The sequence below is a fragment of the Myxococcales bacterium genome, assembly GCA_016706225.1.
Taxonomy (GTDB): domain Bacteria; phylum Myxococcota_A; class Polyangia; order Polyangiales; family Polyangiaceae; genus JADJKB01.
In genome coordinates this window covers 309,654-336,085 of record JADJKB010000005.1, presented here as the reverse complement: position 1 = coordinate 336,085, position 26,432 = coordinate 309,654, and the positions used below count along the sequence as shown (strand labels likewise).

The 26,432-nt window shown below is 67.7% G+C and carries 18 protein-coding genes; 8 read left to right on the top strand and 10 right to left on the bottom strand.

Going from position 1 to position 26,432, the window contains the following annotated elements:
* The first annotated feature begins 67 nt into the window (after positions 1-67).
* The 3 genes from IPI67_09280 (at position 68) to IPI67_09270 (ending at position 2,850) form a co-directional block, all read left to right on the top strand.
* Positions 68-1,396: a Glu/Leu/Phe/Val dehydrogenase gene (locus IPI67_09280; protein ID MBK7580382.1), complete on the top strand. Its 1,329-nt coding sequence runs from the start codon at positions 68-70 to the stop codon at positions 1,394-1,396.
* 6 nt (positions 1,397-1,402) lie between these two features.
* Complete coding sequence (gene xth, locus IPI67_09275; protein ID MBK7580381.1) at positions 1,403-2,170, top strand: exodeoxyribonuclease III; 768 nt, start codon at positions 1,403-1,405, stop codon at positions 2,168-2,170.
* Between the two features lie 77 nt (positions 2,171-2,247).
* Positions 2,248-2,850: a superoxide dismutase family protein gene (locus IPI67_09270; GenBank protein ID MBK7580380.1), complete on the top strand. Its 603-nt coding sequence runs from the start codon at positions 2,248-2,250 to the stop codon at positions 2,848-2,850.
* 40 nt (positions 2,851-2,890) lie between these two features.
* Here the strand turns inward: IPI67_09270 and IPI67_09265 are convergent, their stop codons facing one another.
* Both IPI67_09265 and IPI67_09260 read right to left on the bottom strand, forming a co-directional pair.
* The gene (locus IPI67_09265; GenBank protein ID MBK7580379.1) at positions 2,891-3,982 is read right to left on the bottom strand and encodes a DUF1704 domain-containing protein; all 1,092 of its coding nucleotides are present in this window, start codon (positions 3,980-3,982) and stop codon (positions 2,891-2,893) included.
* A complete protein-coding gene (locus IPI67_09260; GenBank protein ID MBK7580378.1) occupies positions 3,979-5,298 on the bottom strand; it encodes a PhoH family protein in 1,320 nt (439 codons plus the stop codon). Before IPI67_09260 ends, IPI67_09265 begins: the two co-directional genes overlap by 4 nt.
* 187 nt (positions 5,299-5,485) lie before the next feature.
* Between IPI67_09260 and IPI67_09255 the strand changes: the two genes are divergently transcribed.
* Complete coding sequence (locus tag IPI67_09255; protein MBK7580377.1) at positions 5,486-6,511, top strand: AraC family ligand binding domain-containing protein; 1,026 nt, start codon at positions 5,486-5,488, stop codon at positions 6,509-6,511.
* Positions 6,512-6,631: 120 nt separating this feature from the next.
* Positions 6,632-8,983, top strand: a complete 2,352-nt coding sequence (locus IPI67_09250; GenBank protein MBK7580376.1) for a hypothetical protein — start codon at positions 6,632-6,634, stop codon at positions 8,981-8,983.
* A gap of 12 nt (positions 8,984-8,995) precedes the next feature.
* Here IPI67_09250 and IPI67_09245 read toward each other — a convergent pair whose 3' ends face one another.
* Genes IPI67_09245 through IPI67_09235 form a run of 3 tightly spaced genes read right to left on the bottom strand, consistent with a single transcriptional unit; the run spans position 8,996 to position 11,705 of the window.
* Positions 8,996-9,901 carry a hypothetical protein gene (locus tag IPI67_09245; protein ID MBK7580375.1) on the bottom strand — a complete coding sequence of 302 codons (906 nt, stop codon included), beginning with the start codon at positions 9,899-9,901 and terminating at the stop codon, positions 8,996-8,998.
* Positions 9,898-11,364 carry a hypothetical protein gene (locus tag IPI67_09240; protein MBK7580374.1) on the bottom strand — a complete coding sequence of 489 codons (1,467 nt, stop codon included), beginning with the start codon at positions 11,362-11,364 and terminating at the stop codon, positions 9,898-9,900. Before IPI67_09240 ends, IPI67_09245 begins: the two co-directional genes overlap by 4 nt.
* Complete coding sequence (locus IPI67_09235) at positions 11,364-11,705, bottom strand: hypothetical protein (protein ID MBK7580373.1); 342 nt, start codon at positions 11,703-11,705, stop codon at positions 11,364-11,366. The genes IPI67_09240 and IPI67_09235 overlap by 1 nt, the downstream gene beginning before the upstream one ends.
* Positions 11,706-11,807: 102 nt before the next feature.
* Between IPI67_09235 and IPI67_09230 the strand changes: the two genes are divergently transcribed.
* Complete coding sequence (locus IPI67_09230) at positions 11,808-15,689, top strand: protein kinase (protein MBK7580372.1); 3,882 nt, start codon at positions 11,808-11,810, stop codon at positions 15,687-15,689.
* Between the two features lie 255 nt (positions 15,690-15,944).
* Here IPI67_09230 and IPI67_09225 read toward each other — a convergent pair whose 3' ends face one another.
* Together IPI67_09225 and IPI67_09220 are read right to left on the bottom strand one after the other, a co-directional pair.
* Positions 15,945-17,150, bottom strand: coding sequence for an aminotransferase class I/II-fold pyridoxal phosphate-dependent enzyme (locus IPI67_09225; GenBank protein MBK7580371.1), 1,206 nt, complete (start codon positions 17,148-17,150; stop codon positions 15,945-15,947).
* Positions 17,151-17,232: 82 nt separating this feature from the next.
* Positions 17,233-18,099, bottom strand: a complete 867-nt coding sequence (locus IPI67_09220; protein MBK7580370.1) for a MoxR family ATPase — start codon at positions 18,097-18,099, stop codon at positions 17,233-17,235.
* An 83-nt stretch (positions 18,100-18,182) separates the two neighbouring features.
* Between IPI67_09220 and IPI67_09215 the strand changes: the two genes are divergently transcribed.
* Both IPI67_09215 and IPI67_09210 read left to right on the top strand, forming a co-directional pair.
* Entirely contained in the window at positions 18,183-19,199 is a 1,017-nt protein-coding gene (locus IPI67_09215) for an arginine N-succinyltransferase (GenBank protein MBK7580369.1), read from the top strand.
* A gap of 60 nt (positions 19,200-19,259) precedes the next feature.
* Entirely contained in the window at positions 19,260-21,170 is a 1,911-nt protein-coding gene (locus IPI67_09210; GenBank protein ID MBK7580368.1) for a serine/threonine protein kinase, read from the top strand.
* Positions 21,171-21,186: 16 nt separating this feature from the next.
* On the opposite strand, the gene IPI67_09205 is transcribed toward IPI67_09210, so the two are convergent.
* The 3 genes from IPI67_09205 to IPI67_09195 form a co-directional block, all read right to left on the bottom strand.
* Positions 21,187-22,884, bottom strand: coding sequence for an IgGFc-binding protein (locus IPI67_09205; GenBank protein ID MBK7580367.1), 1,698 nt, complete (start codon positions 22,882-22,884; stop codon positions 21,187-21,189).
* Between the two features lie 64 nt (positions 22,885-22,948).
* Positions 22,949-24,787, bottom strand: coding sequence for a PEGA domain-containing protein (locus tag IPI67_09200; GenBank protein ID MBK7580366.1), 1,839 nt, complete (start codon positions 24,785-24,787; stop codon positions 22,949-22,951).
* A 14-nt stretch (positions 24,788-24,801) separates the two neighbouring features.
* Positions 24,802-26,418 carry a protein kinase gene (locus IPI67_09195; GenBank protein ID MBK7580365.1) on the bottom strand — a complete coding sequence of 539 codons (1,617 nt, stop codon included), beginning with the start codon at positions 26,416-26,418 and terminating at the stop codon, positions 24,802-24,804.
* Positions 26,419-26,432 lie beyond the last annotated feature (14 nt).

The following is a 26,432-nucleotide window of genomic DNA, read 5'->3' as shown; positions in this document are numbered from 1 at the left end:
GAACTGTCAGCAGCCGTGCTACGTGCGGGCGTCGCTCAACACGCGACCTTCCGAGGAGCTCATCAAAGTGGCCACCAAACGGGTCTCGAGCAAAAAACGCCCGGCGCCAGCAGCGCCGAAGGCGACGTTCATCACCGGTCCTGCATCAGCCTTCGACAACGCCCTCGTTCAGTTCAATCGAGCGGCGAAGATCATCAAGCTGACCGCGGACCAAGTCGCCGTCATCCGCGAGCCGCGACGCATCGTCGAGGTCAAGTTGCCGGTCCGCATGGACGACGGCTCGATCACCGCGTTCAAGGGCTACCGCGTGCAGCACAACATCGCGCGCGGTCCGGCCAAGGGCGGCGTGCGCTTCCATCCCGACGTCTCGCTCGACGAGGTCAAGGCGCTGGCTTTCTGGATGACCTTCAAGTGCGCCGTCATCGGCATCCCGATGGGTGGCGGCAAGGGCGGCGTCATCGTCGACCCGACGAAGCTCAGCGTGGGCGAGCTGGAGCGGCTGTCGCGCCGCTACTTCGCCGAAATGATCGAGATGTTCGGCCCGGATCGCGACGTGCCCGCCCCCGACGTCAACACCAACCCGCAGATCATGGCCTGGTTCATGGACACCTACTCGATGCACCACGGGGGCGACTACCTGCCCGCGGTGGTCACCGGCAAACCCATCGAGCTCGGTGGCTCGCTCGGGCGTAACTCCGCCACCGCGCAGGGCATGGTGTTCTGTGTGCGGCGCGCGGCAACCCACCTGGGCTTCAGCCTGAGCGGCGCGAGCGTCGCCATTCAGGGTTACGGCAACGCCGGCTCCTTCGCGGCGAAGCTGCTTCGGGATCAGGGCTGCAAGATCGTCGCCATCTCCGACGTGGCCGGCGCCTTCGTCTGCAAGGACGGCCTCGACCCCGACGTCGCCATCAAACACGTCGAGAAACACAGGACACTCGCCGGCTTCGACAAACTCAAGGGCATCACGAAGCTGGCCGACCCCATGAAACTCATCGAGCTCCCCGTGGACATCCTGATCCCCGCGGCGCTCGAGAACCAGATCACCGCCAAGAACGCCGGGCGCATCAAGGCCAAGCTCGTCGCCGAGTGCGCCAACGGACCTTGCACGCCGGAAGCCGACGACATCCTGGAGAAGAAGAGAGTGTTCGTGATCCCGGACATTCTGTGCAACGCCGGAGGTGTGGGCGTTTCGTACCTGGAGTGGGTGCAAAATCGCATGGGCTACTACTGGCGCTACCAGCGCGTGCTCGAGGATCTGGAGCACATGATGAACACGGCCTTCGAAGCGGTGCTCAAGACCTCGCTCGAGCACGACGTGCCGATGCGGACCGCCGCGTTCATCGTGTCGATCCAGCGCGTCGCCAGGGCCTCCGAGCTGCGCGGGCTCTACGCCTGAGCCGACATGCGCATTGCCACTTGGAACGTGAACTCGATCCGCGCACGCGTCGAGCGCGTCGTGGATTGGGTCACGCGGAGGGAGCCGGACGTCCTGTGCATGCAGGAGACGAAGGTCGTCGACGACGACTTCCCGACGGAAGAGCTGCAACGGCTCGGGTACGCCGTGTTGATGGCGGGTCAGAAGACCTACAACGGCGTGGCGATCGTCTCGCGCCTCCCGGTCCGGGACGTGACCATCGGCCTGAAAGACGCGAAGCCAAACGCCGACAAGCGCCTGATTGCCGCGACCATCGGCGGGGTGCGGGTGCTCTCCGCCTACATTCCCAATGGGAAGTCGGTGGACAACCCCAGCTTCGCCGAGAAACTCCGCTTCTTTGTGCAACTCGAAGAGACCCTGAGGGCCCAGGCTCCGGACGGAAAATCCGTGGCTTTGTGCGGGGACTTCAACGTCGCGCCGGACGAACGCGACGTCCACTCCCCCGACAAGATGCGCGGGCAACTCCATTTTCACCCGGACGAGCATCGCGCGCTCGGGCGCTTGAAGGACATGGGGCTGGTCGACGCCTATCGCCTGCACCACAGCGAGGGTGGGCGCTATTCCTGGTGGGACTACCGGGGCGGCGGCCTGCAGAAGAACGAAGGGCTGCGCATCGATCTGGTGCTCTTGAGCCAGGATCTGGCGGATCGTTGCCGCAACGCCGAGATCGACGCCGACGAGCGGCTCAAGGACAAACCGTCGGATCACGTCCCTGTGGTCGTCGACCTGGAGTGACGCTGGCAGGGCGGGGATTGCTCTCGAGGGCCGGAGCACCTAGATACCGTCGACTGCCAGCCACGGAGACAACCTGAATGAAACGCATCATCTCGGCGCTCACCCTCTCGCTCTCGATCACCGCCTGCGGCGGCGAAACACCGAAGCCCGAGGCCCCGACGCCCGCCCCGGTCGCTGAAGAGCCGGCCGCAAAACCCGAGCCGAGCCCGGAACCAGAGGTAAAGAAGGAGCCAGCAGCCGAACCCGTCGAGGTCACGCTCGAGGCGAAGAGCGGCAGCAAGCTGGTTGGCAAGGCAACTCTCGCAGAGACAGCCGAGGGTGTGAAGGTCAGCCTCACGGTCAGCGGAATCAAGCCGGGGTCACACGGCGCGCACGTCCACGAGAAGGGCGACTGTAGCTCCAAGGACGGCAAGAGCGCGGGCGACCACTTCAACCCCGCCGGGCACAAACACGGAATGCCGCCGGGCGCCGAGCGTCATCTCGGAGATCTGGGCAACCTCGAGATCGCGGCGAGCGGCGAGGGCAAACACGAGATCACCATCGCCGGCGCAAACCTGAAGGCAGGCGACCCGAACTCGTTCCTGGATCGGGCCATCATCATCCACGAGAAGAAGGACGATGGCGGGCAACCCACGGGCAACGCCGGCGGCAGAATCGGCTGCGGCGTGATCAAGCGCTGAGGGCGCGCGGATTGGTTCGACGCCGCTCGGCCGGTCGGCACTACGCCGCGCGCGCGTTGACCAGATCCGGAGGCTCACCCAGAAGCCGCAGAGTCGGGATCGCGTCGACGGCAACACGCCCTCGCTCCAGCCACCGCTCGGCGTGGCGGTCGGCCGCGAACACGCGTGTCACCCGGGCGAGCGCGGTCAGGTAGACGATCTCCCGAGCCAGGCCGCCGCCACGCTGAACTCGCGTCGCGATGGCAACGGCCTGCTCGACGCTCGCGCCGAGCCCGCGCAAGAGGCGCAGTGTCTCCATCCAGTCGGCGCCCCTGCGAACCGCTAGCGCCCCCAGGTGCCGGCGCGCGAGCTCTGCCCGTCGTGCCGCGCTCGAGACCCCGGCGCGCTGCTCGATGAGCAGCGCCCTTCCCTCTTCGTCGTCCGTCCCGCCGGCGGTCCCGAGCGCAAAGAGCCCGGAGCTCTCCAGCTTGGCCCGAGCGCGGGGCAGCGCGTGCCCCTCGATTTCGTGACGTACGATGCGCTCCACCTCGGCCCGCCGGAGACGGGCTCCGGACCGCACCACGATGACGCCATCCCCGGTCGCTGCGGCCGAGATCAGATCGGCGTGGACCACGACTCGGAACGGCAAACGCTGCTCGCCGACCGCGCGGGTGAGCGCCGAGATCAGGCTATTGGGGTGCGCCGTGTCGCTGCTCTCGACGGCGGAGTCTGGATCCTCGGGACCATCCGGCTCGTGCACCCAGGCGTGCGCCCAACCAAGCGCGACCCGACCGTCAGCACCCTGAGCCACCGGAAAGCGCACCGCCGCGGCGGCCGCAAATCCGGGCAATCCGACCTGCTCGGCGAGCTCTGCCTCGAGTGCCAGCTCCCGGGCTCGGTCTGCGTACAGCTGCCCCCAGCCGCAGGCGGTCTCCGCGCGCAGCGCGACCTGATCGAGCGCCGCGCGCACCATGTTCAAACCCCCGGAGGGTGCGTAGTCGAAGCGGGGCATTTCTTCGCGGCCGCTGAGCAGCGCGTCGACGACCCGCCGCTGCTCTCTGACCGCGTTGAGCGGGCGGCAGCGCTCGACGAGCGCAATACTGCGCTCGGCCATGAAGAGCCCCCGCTCGAGATCCCGGCGGCGGACGTTCATAGCTTGTTCGCTGCGATGTTTGCCAGCTCGCTCCGTTCGCCCTTCGAGAGCAGCATGTGCCCGGTGATGTTCTCACCACGCAGACGATCGACGGCGACACTCAGGCCATTGGTGGCGCTGTCGACGTAGGGATTGTCGATCTGATACGGGTCGCCCGTCAGCACAATCTTGGTGCCCTCGCCGCAGCGCGTGATCACCGTCTTGACCTCGTGAGGCGTCAGGTTCTGGGCCTCGTCCACGATCACGTACTGCTGCGGTAGGCTGCGCCCGCGAATGTAGGTCAGCGGTTCGACCTGCAGCTGCCCCGAGTCCATCAACTCTTCGAACCCGCGCATGCCGCGACGTTTGCCGCCCCCTGCGACCAGCAGAAACTCGAGGTTGTCGAAGATGGGCTGCATCCAGGGGTTCAGCTTCTCTTCGATGTCGCCGGGCAGAAATCCGAGATCACGCCCCATGGGCATCACGGGGCGGCTGACCAACAGCCGTGCGTAGGCCCCATCGTCGACGCAGCGCCGAAGTCCCGCCGCGAGGGCCAGCAGCGTCTTTCCCGTGCCGGCCTTGCCCACCATGGTGACCAAGCGGATGGAGTCATCGAGCAACAGGTCGAGGGCGAAGCTCTGCTCCTTGTTGCGCGGGCGGATCCCCATCAGCCCCTCGCGCGGCGTGCGGAGCGCCCGAATTTCACCCTTTTCGGCCTGGTAGCGGGCGAGCCCCGTGCGTTGCCGCGGGCTGTCGTCGCGCAGCAAGATACAAACGTTCGCGTACAGGTTTGCCTGGCCGTTCGCCGCGAGCACGCCCGACTCGAAGAAGCGGTCCATCTCCGCCGCCGTGATCGGCAGCTCGACTACGCCGTCGTCCAGGTGCTCGACGTCGACGGATTGGTTCTCGTAGGCCTCGGTGCGCAAACCGAACGCGTCGGCGCGGATCCGCAGGTTCACGTCCATGGTCACGAAGATGGTCGGACGGTCGGGGTATTGCTCCCTGAGCTCGACCGCACACTGCAAGATCGCGTGGTCGCCAGACGAGGGTCGAAGTGCGATCTTCACCTCGGGACGCGAACTCGGAACGTACACGCGGAGGGTACCGCCCTCGCCGGTCTTCACCCCTTCCGAGAGGCTTCCGTATTTCTCACGCTGCGCGTCGAGCAGCCGGGAAACGGTGCGCGCGTTGCGGCCGCGCTCGGCGTTGTCGCGCTTGAACTGATCGATCTCCTCCAGCACGTAAATCGGGAGAATCAGGTCGTTGTCCTCGAACTTGAAGATTGCGTACGGGTCGTGCAGAAGGACGTTCGTGTCGAGGACGTAGTTTTTTTTCATGAGCTACCTGGGCTCCCCCTCCGGGCGAGCCGAGCGCGGTACGAATCGTCTGAGCAGTGTCCCCTTTGGCGGACGCGCCTGCAACGCTCAATCGTGGGCTCCGGCGTGTCCGCCGTCGACGGAACGACGACGGATGGCGGCGGAGCCGGCTCTTGCCCGCCCGGGCCAAGCGCGCCACGCTGGCGCGATGTTGCGCGCTCTGTTGCTGATTTCCGCTGGCCTCACCCTGATTGCCTGCTCACCGACCGCTCCGGTGTCGGTCTGGCCGCCACCCGGACCGCGGGACGGGCTGCCGTTCATCCCGCTACCCGAAGAGAGCGACGAACCGGCCGAGCAATCCACGCCGACACAGGCGGAGCCAGCCCCCGCTGTTGTCATCGACGGCTCGTTGCCTGCCGCGCCTCCGGCGGCGCTCGCGCGAACACACGCGTGCAAGGACAAACAGTGCAAGCTCACGAAGGTGTTGCCGGACCCCGCGTTCGCCAAGACGGCGACGGGCGGGCAGGACTCTCCGGGAACGATGTGGCTGGAAGAGCTCGGACCGGGCAGCATCGTGACCCTTCCGCGGGACCACGAGCTCGAGCTGTTTGCGGTTGCACTCGCCGGAGATGCGCTGGGCAGCGGGGACGACGGCGGAGCGGTCAAGCTCGAGACCTGGGGAGCGCTGCGTGCTCCGGGTCTCGGCATCAGTATCAAGGCCGGCAAGGAGGGCGCCAAGCTCGTCTTGGGAGTGGCGGCAAAAAACGGCACCCTGGCCACCGCCCTCGAGCGGCTGGAGAAGAAGGCCTTCGAGGTTCGCTGGCGCAAGCGGCCGGCACCGCTGGCACAGGTCGCCCTCGGCGCGGCGAAGGACCTGAGTTTTGCCCACGGCTCGATCCACGCGCGCATCGCCTTTGGTGGAGAGCCCCCGATCCCGGGGAGCTGGGCAGTGCTCTCGAGCTCCAAGACCGCCGAGATCAAGCTGCACGACCACCCGACCTGGGAGCACCTCGCGGTGCTCGCTGGTGCGGGCACGATGCAGCTCGCGGGCAAGGACCACGCGGTCGAGCCCGGGGTCGTCTTCGACATCGCGCCTGGCGAAAAGCACGGCTTCGTCCCCAGTGGAAGCAGCGGGCTGCTGGTGATCCAGATGTACACACCGTCGGGCCCCGAGCAGCGCTTCGTGAAGCTCGCCGAGGCCGAGGCCGCACCGCCGGCGGAGCCTAAAAAGTAGCCGGAGCCGCGGTTTCGGAGGGATCCTGTCCCCGGGTCGGCCGGGTGACCCCCCTCGAGACCGATTTTCTCGCCCTTTACCCGGCAGAACCTCTCCGGGTTCGTCGCACCGGACAATGCCTTGGGACTCTCGTTGAAGAGCTTCGTTCTGCCCGCCGCCGCCGTGGCGTACGTGTGCTTCGGGGCAATGTCGACCCGAGGTGGCGCCACGCCTTGGGTGGCACTCCTGGTTCTGGTTGCAACCCTCGCGGTCGTGTGGCGCCGCACCGAGACACCGCGCAGCGGCGAGGACCACACCGAGCTCGCCGCACGCCGGGTGGTGCGAGCCGTGGCCTGGGGCGCGGCGCTCTGGATCGCTGCGCGCACGGGCAGCGCAGGTCGCGCGGGTCTGGACGCGGTCGCGAACGTGGGTGTGGGCACGGCGACGGTCGCGGCGCTCGTGGGCCTCAGCCGGATTGCGTCGCTCGGCGGCCTGATGACTGCGCCGCGCGCGACCCGCTCGCTGGATGCCGCATTGTTCGCGGCCTTCCTCTGGGCCATCGCGGTCGCCGCGCCGGCGACCCGCGCGATCTTGCCAGAGCAAATGGTCCGGCTCGATCCGCTGGCGATCGACTACGCAACCACCAGTGCTTCTGCCGGAAGCTTGCTCTTGTTCGTCGTGGCCAGCGTGCGGCTACGAATTCTGCGGCGCCTGGAGCTTGGCGCAGTGGATCGCGCGAGCGGCGCCCTCGCCCTGGCACTGACCGCGCTCTTCGTGGCGGTGCCAGCAGCGCTGCTCGACGTCGCCGCCCCCGATCGCGTGCTGCCAGTGGCGGTGCTGGTTGCGGCGCTCGGTGCCACCTGGGCGGCAGCGACGCGCGAACCAACCAGCGTGAGCCGGACACTGCGCGGCATCCTGGCGACCTCGATCTTGGGCGCCCCGACGCTCTTGGTCGCCGGCTTCGTCGCGCGCAACGCCCCGGCACACGCCGGGCTGGTCGTGCTCTCGGCGTCGTTGCTCTCGATCTTGATTGGTTTGATCGCCCGCCGCGTGGCGTCCTCGCTCGCGCCGGAGCAGTCGCGCTGGCTCGACGCCATCGATGCTGCAAGCCGCGGCGCCCTGCAGCCGGAGCCGGACGCGGCGGTCCGCGCAGCACTGATGGCCCTCTCGAAGGCGACCGCGGTCCCCGGCGCGCGGCCGGAGCTGTGGCGCAGTGATCCCGAAGAGGTGCTGAGCGTGGATCTGGCGGGCTACTTGCACGTGGAAAAGACCCGAGCCCCCGACCGGCTCTACGAGCTGGCGCTGGCGGAGCCGGAGCGCACTCTGCGCCCCGAGGTGCTCGCGGCGCTCGAAGTGCGTCGCCCGGAGGTGCGACCGTTGCTCGCGTGGTTCAACAGCCGCCGCGCTTTCAGCGCCACGGTCGTGCTGGACGAAGACGGTCCCTTGGGGTTTCTGCTGCTGCCTCGCGGCGCTCGGACAGCGAGCATGAGCTTGGAAGAGGCCCGCGCCATTCGTTCACTCACCGACAGACTGAGCGCGTTGATTGCGGTCTCGTCCGCGCTCGCGCGCTCACGAGAGCGCGAGCTGATGGCGATTTCGCGCGCGGACCGGGCGGATGGCGAGACCGCGCGCTTGAGCCAGATCATCGGGCTCGAGTCCGGTCGCAACGTCGCCCTGGCGGAGCGCGCCGCCCGCCGCCCGAGGCGCGCGCTCTACAGCGCGTCCGCGCGTATGACGGTCGACGAGCTCGAACGGCTCGCGCGACTGAACGCCCCGGTCGTGCTCCGCACGCCGCCGGGAGTGGATGCGAGCGGCTGGGCGGCCATCGTCCACCTGGCAAGCCCGCGTCGCGGAGGACCGTTCGTGATCGTGGACGGCACATCCGGCAAAGAGCACGACCTTGCCCACTGGCAGGACGAAGCTCGGTCACCGCTCGCTCTGGCGGACGGAGGCACACTCGTGTTGCTCGACGCCCCGGCGCTGCCGCCGGAGATCCAGGAGCACGTCGCGCGCGCGAAGGCAAAACAGCGAGAGGCGCCCCCGCCATCGGGAGTCGTTCCGTGGTCTCTGGTCGCGAGCGTACGCGGAGCTCTGGCGGAGCAGCTGGCTGCCGAGCGCCTGACCAAGAACCTCGCCCGAGCCCTCGGGGGAGCCGAGGTCGTGTTGCCTCCGCTCGCCGACCGCGCGGAAGATCTGCGCGCCCTCGCCCTGGAGGCACTCGCGCGGTTCGGGCTCGAGAAGGACGGCCGCCCGATGGGACTCGATGTTTCCGCGCTTCGTCTGCTTTCGGAGCACGAGTGGCCGAACAACGAGAGTGAGCTCGATGACGTGCTCGGTCGCGCCGTGCAGGCGGCGACTGGCTCCGTGCTGACGGCGCACGATCTCGCCGCTGCGGGCTTCTCACCCGTCACGACGCACGCCCCGAGTGTCACCCCGCTGCCGGTGATCACCCGTCGGCGCATGCGCGCACGACGCCCTCCGCGCAGCCGCTGACTCGGGCTTTGGTCAGCCTGGCGCTCGGTCCGACGGCCGTCCCGCCTGTTTGCGTCGACCGAGCTCCGAGATCAGATCGGCGATGCTGGTGGCAGCCTCGGCGGCGTCCGGTGTCACCCCGCGACGAATCGGCTCCGGGATCCTTCCGAGCGCCGTCAGCGCTCGCTTCGGGGACGACCCGCGCTCGATCACGCGCAACGCGAGAGTCCGCCCCGCTCGTGTCTTGACCAACGAGAGCGCGGCGCCGCTCCAGGAGAACTCCGGCAGGTCACGGCCGGCATTGGCCAGATCCGTGAGCGGAGACAGAGCCAGGAGGCTCCCGAACACGCCCTCGAACTCGGGAGTCGCCGCCGGGTTCGCCGGGGCCATTTCCGGAAGCCGCACCGGCTCTTCGCGCTCGCTGACACGCCGCACGTTGCGCCAGCGGGTGATGCGCCGCGGCGGTTTCATTCCCTTGTAGACCCGCCGCCCGACCCAGAAGCTGACGTGGGTGTCGATGCGAACGACCTCGAGGAGGCGAGAGAAGGTGGCGTGCCGGCTGAGCGCCTCACCGATGTGCGCGGGCGCTCCCGCCACGGAAAGCGTGGCACCGGCCATCTCGAGCAGTTTGTGCGGGCGATCACCACCGAAGGGCCCCAGCAAGGTCGGGTTCGTGGCCTGCAGCAGATCGTTCAAGGCACACACCATCAACCACTCGCCGGGTGTGGGATCCGCGAACACGTCGAGCGCACACAAACGGCGGAGTAATCTGACTCGACGCGCGCGCGCCTCATCGAGGACGCTGGAGGCGAACGCCGCGTGCTGAGCCACCTCCAGCGCACGCTCGTGGCCGATGGGTGCAAGCGGCCGTAGCGCTCCTCCGGCGAGCAGCGGGAGCACGACACGCTCTGCCAGCTCGGCGACGAGTTGACCCGTCACCCGGAACCCACCCCTCTCAGCGGACTGATTCCGAGCGCGTCGAGCCAGACGGTCGGGACCTCCTCCGCGAACACGTTTTCGAGCTCGGTGACCGCGACCGGAGCCCAGGAATGCCCTTCGACCAGCGCGGTTTCGAGCGGGACGAAGGCCGTGAGGAGCAGCGCCGCGGCGCTGCCGTCTGGCCAGAAGAAGACCGCTCGATCGCCGGGCGCGCCGAGAGACTGGAACACGACCTCTGGCGGCACTCGGGGCACCACGGCGTAGCCCGACGGCACGTAGATGTTGGGGTGAATGCGGCGAAAGAACGTCCCAAGCGGAAGCGCCTCCACGCCCTCGTCGCGCATCACGAACGCCCCGAACTGCGTGATGGCGATGCGGGTGGTCCGGATGATCTCGGCACCGAGTGCATACGAGAGGTGGCGCAAGAGCGGCAGTTCTTCGGTCGGCACCAAGATGGCCCGCACCGTCGTCGGCGGCGCGAAGTCCGTCGCGAGCTTGAGCGCAACGCCGACGTTCGGCGCCTGGCTGAGCGCGCGGCCCGTCTCCGCAACCAGATCGTTCACGCGAGTTCTGGACAACGAGCTCACCTGGGCCAACGCCGGCAGCGTTGGCAGCTGGAGCGCCGGCAGACCCTGGCCACGGAACAGCACCAGTCCCTGCTCGTGGAAGACCGGACACGCCTCGAGCTGAATGGGGTGCCGCCAAGCGAGCTCCACCGCCGCTCCCGGCGCAACCGGCGCGAACGCGGAGAGCCCTGGGGTCCGCAACAGGAGCGGCAACATTCGGCGCGGCAGATCGGTGACGTGGAACAGCCAGCGGAGTCGCGGCTCGGCGTCGAGACTCGACTCCGGTGGCCACTCCGCCACGCCCGCGCGCGCACCCACGTTCGAGCGCGTGAAGTAGCCGAGCAGCGACGGGCCCAGGCCGGGCTCAGCCAGGATCCACAGCTCTTGATGCGGCAGAATCGCCTTCGGATCGGCGTGTGGCATGAGCTTGAGGAGCAGATCCGCGAGCGCCACCTGACGCTCGACCGCGTAGGTCTGGGAGAAGGTCGTGTGATAGAGCGCGAGCGCGGCGTCCGTGCTGCTGATCTCCTGGGCGTCGTAACCGAAGGGCGCCGCCGCGTCGCGGTACTGGACGAAGTGGCGACTCGTGCCGGTGAAGGTGAAACCACCGGTCAGGCGCGCGACCTCGGCGACGCGATCCATGCGATCGCTGGCGCCGGCGTCGAACGACAGCGCGACCTCCCGAGTACCGAGCTTGCTCTTCAGAATCTCGACCCGAAGGGATTCACCCAGCGCTCCCAGGGACTGCTCTTCGGTGTACACGGCCAAGAACGCGATCAGTCGATCGAGCGACGGCAAGAGCACGAGCCCACGCGCTCCGAGCGCCACACCCCGCGAGTCGAGACCAAGGCCCGGTACCCTGAGCCGCGTCTGATGAACTGCGATGCGTTCGAGCATCACTTTACCTGTCCGCCCTCGGTCGACTCGAGGTGCGCGCGAACGACATCCGCGATCCACTCGGCCCTGGGGGCAGCGATGGCACCACTGCCCCCGCGGGCAGCGATCTCGGCGAGCGCGGGCGCGAGCTCTTCCTCGAGTTCCCGACGGAACGCGTGCAGGTCCACGGTCGTCGCCGACGGCAACTCCGTCACCGTGGGCTCGCTCGCCAAGCCGTGCACCTTGAACAAACGGCTGACCGCTGGCTTGGGATTGAAAGCCACGAAGGCACTGACGCGGCCTCCCCCGCCGCCACCCGCCGCTTCGACGATGCCTCCGGCGAGCATGTAGAGCTTGCTCATGCGGGCGATGATAGCGAATCCACGCGCGATATCGACTCCCTGTCGCGGAGCCGATACGCTCCCGCTTCCGTGGTGTCCTCTTCTCCCCCCGATGGCCGCTTGATGGGCGGCCGCTTCGTCGCCGAGCGCGAGGTTGGGCGAGGCGGCGCGGGGGTCGTCTACCGGGCGTGGGACAAGGTCACCGAGCAATACATCGCGCTCAAGGTGATCGCAGCGGAAGCGGGGGTCTCCCCGGAAGAAGAGACGCGGCTGATGCGCGAGGGTGAGCTCCTCACCCACCTCGACCACCCGGGCATCGTGAAGATCATTGCGTATGGGGTGCTGGAGGACTCGGGCCAACCGTTCATCGCGATGGAGTGGCTGGACGGCGAAGATCTGACCAACCGTCAGCGGAAGAACCCGCTCTCCATCCGACACGCCGTGGAGTTGACCATCTTGGTGGCGACCGCCCTCCAGACCGCGCACGAGGCTGGCGTGATCCACCGCGACATCAAGCCAGGCAACATCGTGCTCAGCTCGCGCCCCGCCCCGCCGGGAGAGCTCGACGCCCTGCCCAAGCTGGTCGACTTCGGCGTCGCCGCTGGCAGCGACATTCGCATCACGCGCAACGGGGACGTCGTCGGGACTCCTGCCTACATGGCACCGGAGCAAGCCCGCGGGGACGGCCCCATCGACGTTCGCTCGGACATCTACTCACTCGGTGCGACCTTGTTCGAGCTGATCGCGGGCCGACCGCCCCACGTTGGGCCGACCGCCATCGCAACCCTGGCGCGCCTGGTCACCACCCCACCACCTCGGCTCTCGGAGCTGCGCCGCGACACCCCACCGATGCTGGAATCGCTCGTGCATCGCATGCTCGCAACGGAGCCCGAGCACCGTCCGTGCACCATGAGCGAGGTCATCACGGCGCTCGAGGACGCAAAGCTCGAGGCCGAACGCACGAGCTGGCCCATGCCCGGCATGGGGGAGCCGGCGCTGTCCACCCGCCTCGGCTCGAGCGCGTCGCGCCTCGTGACCTCGATCGTCGCGCTGAAATTCGCCCAGGGCTCGGCCCGCGAGCGGGCCCTCGAACACCTCAAATCCCGCGGCGCCGACGCGGTTCCGCTGGGCGCCGACTCCATCGTCGCCCACCTGGGCGCGCGCCACTCGGTCGGCACCGAGGCGGCGACGGCGCTGGAGCTCGGGCGAAAGCTGGCCCACGCCGGCGCCCGTGTCGGCATCGCGAGCGGACGCGCTCGCATGAACATGACCAGCCTGACGGGTGAGATCCAGCCCGTCGGCGAGGTCGTCGACCGGGCGTCGTCTCTGGCTCGCGACGCGGAGCCGTCTTCGGTCCTCGCCGACGCCACGACCAGCGAGCTCGGCCGAGGACGCTTCGAGTTCCGCGCGCGAGATGACGGGTCCTCGAGCATCGTCGGCGAACAAATTCGCGGACCACGTGCCGAGCGCGCGGGCGGCGCTCCCTTCGTGGGGCGTGAGCCCGAGATGGCACAGGTCGTGAGTGCCTACGAACGCGCGCGCGGAGATGCCACGCCGATCCTGGTCACCGTGACGGGCCCGCCCGGGATCGGCAAGAGCCGCCTGCGGCGCGAAGTGCTCGCTCGCATCTCGGCCAGTGCGGATGCCCCAGTGGTCGTGATCCAACGCAGCGACGCCTACGGCACGGGGCACGCACTCGGTGGCGCAGCCGATGTGCTGCGCGCCATCGTCGGCTTGTCAAAGGGTGCCACGAGCCAGGAGGCCGAAGCGGCGATCGTCGGTCGGCTCGGACCCGCGACGCGCAGCGAGCTCACCAGCAAGAATCGCGAAATTCTGGCGCGCTTGCTGGCGAACGCCGCGTTGCCTGAGGGGCTCGACCCGCGCGGCGCGCGTGACGTGCTGTGGCTTGCGATGACCGACCTCGTGCTGCAGGTGGCGGCCCAACAGCCCACCGTCGTCGTGACCGAAGATCTGCAGTGGTGCGACCCGGAGAGCATTGGTTGGCTCGATCACATGCTGGGGCGTGCGGCGCACCGACCGCTGCTGGTGATCGCGCTGGTCCGACCCGCTTTCTGGCAGGATAACCCCAGCCGGTTCGCCGGTCGTGATCACGTTCGTCTCGAGCTTCGCCCGATCTCCAAGCGTGCGACTCGCACCATCGCTCGGGCGCTCATGGGGGAAGGCACCCCCGACGACGTGCTCGACCGCATTGCGGATCAGAGCGCCGGGCTGCCGCTCTTTGCCGAAGAGCTCGCGCGCATCACGGCGGCCCGGGAGACACCCGTCAACGCACCCACCATCGAGGCCGCGATTCAGGTCAGCTTGGACTCCCTCGACGACGAGTGTCGCGATGCGGTCGGTCGCTTGAGTGTGTTCGGACAGACCTGCTGGGATGCTGGGCTCGAAGCGCTGGGACTGGCCAACGCCGAGAGTGTGATGAAGGCGCTCGCCGCTGCCGAAGTCCTCATGGAGCAAAACCAATCGCGCTTTCCCGGCACGCGCGAGTGGGTGTTCAAACATGCGCTGGTGCGCGAGGTTGCCTACTCGCGGCTGGGTGAACGCGAGTGCAAAGAGCTGCACGGGCTCGCGGCGGGCTGGTTGGCCCGGATGGGAGAGGACGCAGCGACAGTCGCGGGTCACTACGACCTCGGCGGGCAGGAGGTCGCGGCGGCGGAACACTGGGCGCGCGCCGCCCAGCGTGCGCTCGCGACGAACGCACTCGCCGACGCCTTGCGCATGGCCGAGCGGGCGCTGGCCTTCGCCGAGGAAAAACAGCCAGCCTTCTTGCGCGCCTCGTACCTGGACGAGGCGATGAGCCGGCTCGACCCGCGCTCGGGCGAACGCGAGACCGCCGTCAGTGCGATGGAGGACAACGTGTACGACGAGCCGAGCACGGTGCGTGCGACCGGCGCGCGCGCACGGTACGACGATGCGCGCGGCGTCGGCCACGAGATCACCGCACGCCTCGCCGAGACGCGCGACAAAGCCGAGGCGCTCGGGCTGCACGACGAAGAGGCTCGCTGCTCGGCCGCCCTGGCCACTCGCTTGGCGTTCGCCGGGCGCTTCGCCGAAGCGGAGGCCGAGGCTGCACGCTTGCTCGAGCTGGCGGAGCGAGGGGCGATTTCCGCGGCCGCCGTGGACGCCTGGCAAACCCTGGCCATCGTGCGCCAGACCCAGGGCGCGGTGACCTCCGCCCTCGAGGCTCGCCGCAACGCGGTAAAAGCCGCGCGCTCGGCTGGTCTCAAGGAGCGCGAGGCGATGCTGATGACCAACCTGGGCTTCGCCCTCACCAGCATCGGCGCACGCCAAGAGGCGCGCGGCGCGCTGGAGACGGGACTGGCCTTGGCCGACGCCATTGGCAGCTCGGGCGCGGTGCGCCATGCGCAGATGAACCTGCTGGGTTGGGCGGCAACCTTCGGCAACGACAAATCGCTCGAGGGCCACCTGGCCGAAGTGCGGGCGGAAGCGGACTCGACGGCGAGCGGCAGCTGGGCCGCGCCCGATCGCGCAAACCTTGGTGTCCTCTTTTATCGCGGCATGGAGCTGCTCCGGGGCAACAACGAGGCAGCGTGGAAACGAGCCGCAGCGCTCCTGCGCATGTCCGCCGAGGGTTACCGCACCACTGGCAACCGCGACATCTTGCCCGCGGCCCTCGGCCTCTGGGCGGAGGCCGAGCGGAGATGCGGGAACTCCGAGCGGGCCGCGGAGCTGGCGAGGGAGGCGGCGGAGCTCCTGGAGAGTGGCGCGCCGTGTCTGCTCAACGAGTCGAGTGTCTACTTGCCGCTGCACGACGCCTGGCTCGCCCTCGGAAACGACGACCTCGCCAAGAGCGCCGTCACTCAAGGATTGAAACCGCTGCAGCGCCGGCTCGAAGGGCTACTTGGCACCACCTACGCGCGGCTATTTCTGACCGAGCTCCCCAACAACGCCGCGCTCCTCGCCGCCGCCGAGGGTTACGGACTCGTCCCCGATCGCATCCACCGCCTGCTCGAGTCGAGCAACTAGCGGCGCGCTCACAACGCCAACGCGATCCTCGCAAGACGGTCTCAGTCGAAGAAATTCACAGGAAGACCGAAGCACCGAGGGTCAGAACGACGCACAGCAGGGCGCTCTGCTCTGCTCAATTCAAACCCGCTCCCCTTCCGCCTTCCTGTGATCATTCTCATTCTTCGATCCCGCCCGCTCCAAATCCGCTCCCCTTCCGCCTTCCTGTGATCATTCTCATTCTTCGATAGCGCGTTCGCTCGAGACGCCCGCGCGTCACAGCTTGGCGAGCGCAGCGCCGATGCGTCGACAGGCTTCGTCGACACGCGGCGGATCTTCGATCAACGCAAAGCGCACGAAGCCGGTGCCACCAGGACCAAAACCGGTGCCCGGCGAGACGGCGACGTGTGCGTTTTCGATCAACCAGCTGGTGGTCTCGAGCGCGGTTTTTTCGGCGAGCTGCCGTGGCAGCTTGGCCCACACGAACATCGTTCCACTCGGCTCGGGCACGTCGCCCCAGCCGGCCTTGACGAGCCCCTGAGCAAGCGCCGTTGCCCGCGAGCGATACAGCTCGCGGATCTCGTCCACCAGGTGATCACCGTGCTCGAGCGCCCAGGCCGCCGCGAACTGCAGCGGGATGAACGTGCCGTAGTCCATGTACGTCTTGAGGTGCGAGAGCGCCGCGAGCATGCGCGCGTTGCCGACCATGTAGGCGATGCGCCAACCCGGCATGTTGTAGCTCTTCGACATCGAGAAGACCTCGACCGCAAATTTCTTCACCTCCGCCGAGTCGATGCCGCAGTCGAAGATGCTCGGGGCGTGCCGCACTGAAAAATCGAAGTCGGCGTAGGCCGCGTCGTGCAGCAGCATGGCGCCCGACCGCTGGACGACCCGCAAGAGCTCCGCGAGCGCCGGCTTCGAGATGACGACGCCGGTGGGGTTGTGCGGGTAGTTGGCGATCACGAGCTTCACGCTGCCGCCCGCCTTCTCGAGCGCTTGAATCGAGTCGGCTACGGCCTTCGCCGGCTCGAGCCCCTCGCTGACCAGGTAGCCCTTGACCGCCGCGCCCGCGATGGCCGGGGCGCCCTCGTGGATCGGATAACACGGGTCGGGGACGACCGCGGTGTCTCCTCGGTCGAGGATCGCCAGACACAGGTGGCTGATCCCCTCTTTGGCACCCATCGTGACCAGGGTCTCTTTGTCGAGGTCGAAGCTGACGTGATATCGCCGTTCGTACCAGGCGGCGATTGCCTTTCGCAGCGCCGGCAGCCCACGCCCCGGGTGATAGCGGTGGTTCTTGCCCACGTCGGCCGCAGCGTGCAGCTGATCGACGATGGGCTGCGGCGTCGGGCTGTCGGGGTTACCGAGCCCGAGGTCGATCAAGTCTGCTCCGGTCCCGAGGACCTTGGCCTTCATGGCGTCGGTCGCAACGAAGGCGTACACGGGCAGGGCGTCGGCTCGGGGAAATGACCAGTCTTTCACGGGGTGACAGCTAGCAAATCTCGCCGGCGGCGGCGAGGGACATGTGCCGCCTGCCAGGCGAAATCTCTGCGACGGGAGCGATTCACCAGCGCCGGGCGCGGCCCGAGCGTTGTTCGGCCAGCGTCACCTGATCTTGCTCTTTCTTGATCAGGACTCCGGCAAACGGCAGCTCGCTCTTGATGCGGTCGGCCCCGACGTCGCTCTTCGCCAGGACCGCGATCCAATCGATGAGCTCGCTCGTGCTCGGGCGCTTGCGCAGTCGCGGCACCGCCCGCAGATCGTAGAACGCGCCGAGCGCCTGGTCGACCAGCGCCTCGTCCACCTCTGGATGGTGCACCCGCACGATGCGCTTCATCAGGTCCGGCTCGGGAAAGTCGATGAAATGGAACACGCAGCGACGCAGGAAGGCGTCGGGCAGCTCCTTTTCGTTGTTGCTGGTGATCACCACGACGGGGCGATGCCGAGCCACGATCTCTTCGTTCGTCTCGGACACGAAGTACCGCATTCGATCGAGCTCGTGCAGCAAGTCGTTGGGAAACTCCAGATCGGCCTTGTCTACCTCGTCAATCAGGAGCACGACCCGCTCCGACGACGAGAGCGCCCGTCCGAGCGCACCCAGCTTGATGTAACGCCGGATGTCCTTGACCGCCTCGGGACCCGCGTCCCCGAACCGCGCTTCGTACAGCCGCTGCACCGTGTCGTAGACGTAGAGCCCGTCTTGAGCGCGGGTGGTCGACTTGACCGGCCAGTGGATCATCGGGTGCCCCATGGCATCGGCAATCGCGGTAGCCAGCAGCGTCTTGCCCGTCCCCGGCTCACCCTTGACGAGCAATGGACGTTCGAGCGCGACCGCCGCGTTGACCGCCGCCTCCAGCGCCGGATCGGTGATGTAGCTCTTGGTGCCCTGAAATTGGCGAAATGACTCGGTCACTGAGCCGCGTTTTAGCACGCTGGCCGGGACTTTGCTCGGGGGTCGGGGACCCGTGTTAAACCCGTTGTTCGATGCCCGTGCGCTACGAAATTCGAGCGGCGTTGCCCGAGGACGAGGAGCCGATCCTGGCGCTTGCGCGCCACTTGAACACCGTCAACCTCCCGCATGACCGCGGGCACGTGAACCGCCTGGTCGAGCACAGCAAGAAGAGCTTTGCCGGGGAAATCCGCAGCGTTTCCCATCGCAAATTCGTGTTTGTGCTCTGGGATCTGGAAGAGAACCGCGCCGTGGGCACGAGCATGGTCGTCACCCAGCTGGGACGCCGCGACGCGCCGTACATCTACCTCGACGTGATAGACGAGGAGAAATACAGCAACACTCGAGACGAGCATTTCTTGCATACCGTGCTGCGCATCGGGTTCTCTTACAAGGGCCCGACCGAGATCGGCGGCCTGGTGGTCTTGCCCAAGTATCGCGCCGCCAAAGACCGACTCGGGATCTTGATCTCGTACGTGCGCTTCCTCTACATCGCGGCCCACCGTGAGCTGTTTCAGAACGAAGTACTCGCGGAGCTCCTTCCGCCGCTCGAGTCCGACGGCACGAGCCACTTGTGGGAGGCCCTCGGCCGGCGCTTCTGCAACCTGAGCTACGCAGAGGCGGATCTCCTGTCGAGCGAGAACAAGGAGTTCATCAAGGATCTCTTCCCCAGCGGGCTGATCTACGCTTCGCTGCTGTCGAAAGAAGCGCAGGACGTCATCGGAAAGGTCGGCGCGCAGACCAAGGGCGTCGAGAAGATGCTCAAGCGCATCGGGTTCCGCTACGCGCACCGGGTGGACCCGTTCGACGGCGGACCTCACTTCACGGCACCGACCGACGAGATTAGCTTGGTTCAAGAGACCGAAAAGCGGCGTCTCGTCGGGGTCGCATCGCCGAGCGAAAGACCCGTTGCCGGGTTATGCGCGCTGGACCAGGCGGCCCCCCCGTACTTCCGGGCCGTAGCGGCCGGACTGGTCTACCAAGGCAAGGACGCAGTTCGCCTACCTCAGAGTGTGATTGAACATCTGGGCCTCACGGAGGGCGACTCCGTCTGGTGTTTGCCCATCCGTACGGCGTCCTGAAGCACAAGACTCGGCCTCCCTGGCCCTGAAAGACGCGCGCGCCTGCGCTATCGTGCCCCCATGACCGATGAGGCGCGCGGCGGGACGCTGAAGCTCGACACGGACGGCTTCGACATGGCGACGACGATGGTCGCCAAGGACAGCGGCGACTCCGAGCCCCGCACGGTGGACCCGAGCCCCGTCTCGTTCGACCCCGGGGGCCGCTACAGCGCTCGCCGAGTGCTCGGCGCCGGCGGCATGGGGGAAGTGCGCCTGTGCGGGGACGCTTGGGTCGGCCGCGAAGTTGCGATGAAGGTGATGCGCGCCGGAACCGGCTCGCAGCAAGGGGCTCGCGCGCGATTTCTCCGGGAGGCGCGGGTGCAAGGGCAGCTCGAGCATCCGAGCGTGGTGCCCGTCTACGACATCGGTCGGGACGAAGGCGGGCAGGAGTTCTTCACGATGAAACGCGTGAAGGGCGACACCCTCGAGGAGATCATCAGCGCGCTGCGACGCGGCGACCCGGAAGGCCAGGCGAAGTACGGCCGCCGCAAGCTGCTGTCGGCGATGAGTCAGGTCTGCAACGCGGTCGCTTATGCCCACAACCGCGGGGTCATCCACCGCGATCTGAAACCTGCCAACATCATGCTGGGAGATTTCGGCGAGGTGTACGTGCTCGACTGGGGCATCGCGCGCATCCGCGGCGCCGCGGACATTGACGCGGAAGCGGCGGTGGTCGCCGACACCGAGGCCGTGCCGGAGACCCAGGTCGGTTCTGTGGTCGGAACCCCCGGATACATGTCGCCGGAGCAGGCTCGGGGCGAGACGAACGCGCTGACCCCTGCTTCCGATGTGTACGCCCTCGGCGCGATTCTCTTCGAGCTGCTCTCACTCGAGGCGCTGCATCGCGGCAAGTCGCTGAACGCCGTGATCGGCTCGACGCTGACTCAGGCGCCGATTGCGCCGAGCCGTTGGGCGCCCGACCGAGGCATTCCGCCGGAGCTCGACGACATTTGTATGCGCTCCACAGCCATCGAGCCAGAGGACCGTTTTGACTCCGCGCGCGCGCTCTTCGACGCGATCGAGGCCTACCTGGACGGTGAGCGAGACGCCGAGCGACGCCGGGAGCTGATCGAACAGCACCTGGCCAACGCCCGGGAGGCGCTGGCCGACGGCGCCGACAAGCAGAAGCGGGTGGAGGGACTGAGGGAGCTCACTCGTGCCATCGCCCTCGACCCCACCGACTCCGCCGCCGTCGCCATGATCAGCGACTGGGTGCTCGGCGCAACCGATGAGCTCTCTCCAGAGGCCGAAGCGGAGCTCAAAGCAGTCGAGCTGGCCGACCGCCGGTCGTCCTCCCAGCGCTCGGTCTTCGGCTACGCCAGCTGGTTCATCGGCTTCCCGCTCGCGCTTTGGATGGGAGTGAAGAGCTGGCTAGCGGCCGGGCTCATGACCGGTGCGCTGTCGCTCCTCACGCTTCAGACCTTCTGGATTGCCCGGACCGGCAACGCTGGACCGACCCACATGCGGCGGAACCTGATCTTGAACTTCGTGGTGGTGGGCATCCTGAGCACCCTGCTCGGCCCGTTCGTGCTGACGCCGGGGATCGCCATGGCCACCTCCGCCGCGTACGTGGTGAGCATCCGCGCCAATCGGCAGACGCGCTGGCTGGTGTTCGGCCTGGCGTTTTGCTCGGTCTTCGTGCCCGCGATCCTGGGCTGGCTCGGCATCTTGCCACCGTCCTACCTGTTCGAGGACGGCGTCCTGAAGATCCTGCCGGTCATGCTGTCCTACACACCGATGCCTGCCGAGATCATGCTGGTCACGCTGACCTTTGGTCAGCTCGTGCTACCCGCGCTCATCCTCGGGCGCTCCGTCGAGGCGCTGACCAAGGCCGAGCGCCAAAACTTCGCTCAGGCCTGGCGCCTGCGGCAACTGCTGCCGCAGGTCCCCACTCAGCCGAGCCTGCCGCCGCCCGCGAAATGCATCGTGTGAATCCGACGAACCAGCCTTACTTGATGGGCGGAGGCGGCGGCGCGATCAGCGTCAGGTTGAGCCCACCTGGGTACTGGTAGCTGGTGTAGCTGCCGTAACCCACGACCTGGATGCCGACGGGTTTGTCGCTGGTCAGGAGGTGAGCGCCACCGACACCACCGCTCAGCTGAGCGCGCAAGATCGAGAATCCGCTGCCGAGCGCGGTCGGCGACGCGGCCGGCGCCGAGCCGTCGATGACCACGTTGGCGCCATCGGGCATCACGACGTCGACGTAGCTCACGTCGTAGTCGTCCGGGGCCAGGAATACGTACTTCGTGCGGAACTGCTCGACGGCGGTGGCCAGGCTCTGGGCCGGATCACCCTTCTGATTCGGAGCTTTCGTCACGGGATCGACCATCGCGGCTCCGAGCTGGAACATGCCGACGGCGAACTCGTGATCCGAGCTGAGCACCTCGAAGGGTTGTTTGACGACTCCGAGATCCACCACCTGACCTGCGCCGATCACGGTCGGTGCGCCGGCCGGCGCGCCGCTCGGGTACTGAAGGTTCGTGTTGTCGACGTTGCCGTAGATGCGCACGACGTGACCCGGGGCGTTGCCCAGAGGCCCGGTCGGCGGAGCTACGAAGTAGTGCCGGCCCAGCGTCTCTGCGGGGAACACGCTCTCCTCGATGTGATCACAGGCCTGCGTGCCGATGGGCGACTGGATGCAGGGGATGCCGGCGATGACCTGGATCGGAGAGGTCGCCTGCACGAGGGTGCCGCTCAGATCGCCCGTAGCCGCGCCCAGCAATTCCACGACCTCGCCGCGATTGACGCTGAAGCTCATGACCTGGCCGGGCCCCGTCTGGGCGATGCCACCGCCGCCCATGATGGTCGAACCGAGACCCGTGAGCACGGTCACCGTCGTGTTGTCGGCGGTGCCGGTCACGGCGAAGTACGGCCCCATGTTCAGGCCTGGCGCGACCCAGCCCTTCTGGCCCGTGATGCGGTAGTTGCCGGTGAGCGCTGTGGTCGGCAAGAGCAGCGAAGCGTCGTTCGAGAACGAGAAACAACCGATGCCGCTGGAGCTTCCGGGACACGACGCCCAGCTCTTGCCGGTGGGCCCGCCCTGACCTTTGTACTCGAGGGCATTGAACTGATAGACGGTCACGGGGACCGAGCTCGTCAGGTGGTAGGCGCCGCCGGGCGAGCGCACCGATTGGCTGAGCGGTGTCGCCGAGCCGGTCGAGTTCGCGTCCGGCCCCTTCAGCTCCGGCACCCACGGCAGATAGAACTTCTCGAGACCGTTCGGGGCAACGCTGCCCGTCACGATTTGCTGCCCGTTGCGCTCCACCACGACGTCCGCGGGTGTGTCCCCCGCGTTGGCCACGACGACCGCAAAGTCGAAGATGGACCAGACGTTGTTCGCCACCACGGTCGGCCAGAAGTCACAACCAATGTAGGTCTTGGCTTGCCCGGCCTGCGCGCACGTCTTCGGGTCACCGACGAACTGCCCGCCGCTGCCAGCGGTGCCGCCGCCGCCCACGTTGATGCTGCCGCCGTTGCCGCCGAAGGTGATGGCTCCCGTGTTGCCGCTGCCACCGTTGCCGCCGACTCCGCCGGCGTTGCCGGTAGCGCCATTGCCGCCACCTCCCCCGCCGGCGCTGGAGCAGCCGAAGAGAGACCCCACCACGACAAACGTCCAGAAGACCGCGACGCCCAAGAGCTTCCGCATGGGCTGGATTATGGACGAGGCGGGCCGCCCGGTCCAAGTCGGCAGTCGTCGGGGAAGGCGGCCCTCAGAAATCGTGGCGGAATCCGAGCTGCGGCGCGATCAGGAGCAGCATCTTTCCGGCCACTGCCTGCTCGCCGAAGGTGCCCTCGCCATCCGTGACACAGCCCGAGCCGACGCTGGAGCAGTTGCCGGTGAGCACTGGGCTCTTGTCCTTCCACTTGGGCTGGGTCAGGGCAAAGAGCAGCAAGCCCTGGACGCCAAAGGACAGCTCGGAGTTCCCCATGCGCCGCCCGACCCGCAGCTCCGGCGCCGCATAGAAGTAGCGCGCGGGGATCGACTCTTCGACGCTGTCGATGGTGTAACGCGCAGACTGCCCACTGGCGTTGGGATTCGTATCGAAGCGACCGTCTCGAGTGTCCGTCAGCCCTGCGACGAGCGCGCCGGCGCCGACCCGGACGGTGACGGGCCAGCGGGGACCCGTGCGAAATCCGAATGAAGCCCCCAGCGCAACGCCTCTGAGCCACAGCGTGTCGAACGCCGTGCCCGGGTTCGCCGGCCGACCGAGCGGTGTGATCTCCGCGTCGCGTCCGGAGATTTTTTGGCGGATGGCCAGGTAGCCGACATCGAGGGAGAGCGTGACCTTCGAGCTCACGTCGTAGCCGAGGTGTGCGAAGCCGACGAAGCCCTGGCTGAGCGACTTCTTGCAATCACCGCTGCAGCTGTCGTCGAGGTCGCCGCCGAGCGTCGGGCTGACCAGCGCGCCCACGTCCAACTCGAGAGCAATGGCCGGTGGACTGTCGACCCGCCAGAGTGGTGACTCCGGATCGCGCTCGAGGGTGACGGCGACCACCGCACGCTGCCCCGCTTTGAGCGACACCTGCCGCTCGGCGCTCAGGAAACCCTCGCCACTGAGCTCCACCTTGTGGCTGCCTGACCGCAGCCTCCCGTCCCAGATGCCGCGGCCGACTGAGACACCATTGACCGAGACCGTTGCCCCGGCGGGCTTCGGCTCGACGCGGAGCTCGCTCTCCAGGTTCTCGAGCTCCAGGGTGAGCACGGTGTCTCGGCCCAGCTTGACCACGGCCAAGCTCGGCTCGGTGCCCAGCTTGTCCTCGCCCTTCAACTGGACCGTGTGGTCTCCACGTGGCAACGGGCCCTCCCAAGGCGTTCGCCCGACGACCACGTTGTCGACCAACACCTCGGCGTTCTTCCCGCTCTTCTCGGAGACCTTCAGCGTGCCGGACTGGGTCAGCGCGGAGAGTTTGACCTCGAGTGGCACGTTCTGCCCGCTGCTGACGTCGACGCGCTGCTCGAACGGGGAGTAGCCACGCTTGAAGACGCGGACGACGTGCGAGCCGACGGAGACACGCAGGGGGCCCGCCGTCGGGCTCTTTCCGCGATTTCGGCCGTCGATGACGATGCTGGCTCCGGGTTCGGTCAGATGAATGTCGACGGTGCCCACGCGAGAACGGAGCTCCGACACCTCGCGCTCCACCAGGCTCTTGTCCTGAGCGGGCAAGTCGGGGAACTCGCGCAAGAGCACATCGAACATGTCGAGCGCCTCGTCGAAGCGATGCAGGCGGCGCAGGCAGATGGCCGAGTTCTTGGTGGCGGCGCGCGTCGGATACAGCTCGCGCGACCGAGCGAACTCGACCAGCGCCGCGTCCCAAGCCTCTTCGTCGAACAGCGACAAGGCCCGCTCGAAATGCGTGCGCGCTTCGGCCTTCTTCTGTTCGGCGGGATCGGGCTCGGGTGCTGCCGGCGCTTTGGGTGCTTCTTCCGCCGGCTGGGCGCTGGCTGCGGGCTTGGGCTTCTTTCCGCCCTTCTTCTTTTGCGCCCCGGCGACGGCGACCACACAGGACAAAGCAACCACGAGGAGGAACGTGAAGAGCTTTCGCGCCATTGATGCTCGGGCTTCTACTGGAAATCTTTGTCGACGCCCAAGCTCGGTTTGCCGGTGGGCTTGGAACTCGGTGCGCTGGGTTTGGTCGCGCTCTTGGCGGGCGGCGCGCTCGGGGCCCAGCGCTTGCCGGCAACGGGTTTGGCCGCGGCCTGAGCCTCTGGAGCGGAGGACGCCTCGGGGGCTGCGCTCGTGTCGGCGGCTGCCGAAGACTCCGGTTCGGCAGACGCCTCCGGCCGAACCGTGGCCTCGGGCTCTGCAGGCGTCGCGGGCGCTGTCGTCGCCTGGGCTGGCGTCGTCGGTGCGCTCGCAGCCTCGACCGAGCGGGTTCCCGAGAGCCAGAGTGCGACAGCGGCTCCAATGCCGAGCAACGCAATCCCACCAACCACGTAGAGCGCCCGGTGGCTCTTGGCTGGTGGCGGCGCCGGCAGAATGCCGATGCCGGGAGTCTCGGAGACCTGCGGCGCCATCACACCCACGAAACCAGAGGTCTCGCCGCTCATGCGGCCGCCCGACACCTCGCTCACGGACGAGACGTCGCTGACTCCGCTGACGCTGTTGCGACCCGGCGGCGGTTGAGACTCGAGGACCTGGCGCAGCGGGGGCGGCGGCTGAGGTTTCGAGTCAGCTCGCTCGAGGGCGTCGGAGAGGCGTGTCTTCTGCTCGTCGCGCACCTTGCCCATCAGGTTGCGCACCCACTCCGCGACCGGTTCGTCTGAGCTGACCCGCATGCTCGCCGGCAACGCCTGATCGAGTGCAACGAGCAGCTCGTTCGCGGATTTGTAGCGGCGCGCTGGATTCTTGGCGAGGGCCTGCATGACCACTCGCTCGAGGGGAAGCGGGTAGCTGGGCGAGACCTTGCGTGGCGAGACTGCGGGATCCGGCGAACAGATCCGGTAGAGCGTTGCCGCGTCGGACTCCTTGCGGAACGGGTGTTTCCCGGTCGTCATCGCGTAGAGCACGATGCCCAGCGCAAACACGTCAGCCCGCCGGTCGATGCTCTCGCCCTGGATCTGCTCGGGCGCCATGTAGGCAAGCTTGCCTTTGATCTGACCGCCCTGGGTGTTGAAGCCACCGCTGCCCATGGCCTTGGCAACGCCAAAGTCCACGACCTTGGTGACGCCATCGTAGGTGACCAACAGGTTCTGGGGGGACACGTCGCGGTGCACGAGGCCGACCAGATCACCCGCGGCGTCCCGGAGCTCGTGGGCGGCGTGCAGACCGGCGCAGGCGTGCATGGCGATACGCACGGCGACGGGCAACGGGATCCCGCCCGTCGCCCGAGCAGCCTTGATCAGCGAGCTGAGGGGCACGCCCTCGATCCACTCCATGACGAGGAACAACACGCCGTCCTGCTCGCCGAGATCCATGATCTCGACGACGTGCGGGTGCCTCACCTGCGAGGCCAAGGACGCTTCGTCCAGGAACATGCGCTCGAACTGCGGATCTTCCGACAGCTTGGGCAGCATGGTCTTGACCGCGACGATCTTCTGGAAGCCCCGCGAGCCTCGCAGACGGGCCGCCCAGACCATGGCCATTCCGCCCGACGCGATCGGCATGAGCAGCTCGTAGCGGCCCAGCGTGTGGCCGGCTCCGATGTCACCAGCGATGGTCTGGAATGCCGAATTGGTCACGGGTGGCCCAGCAG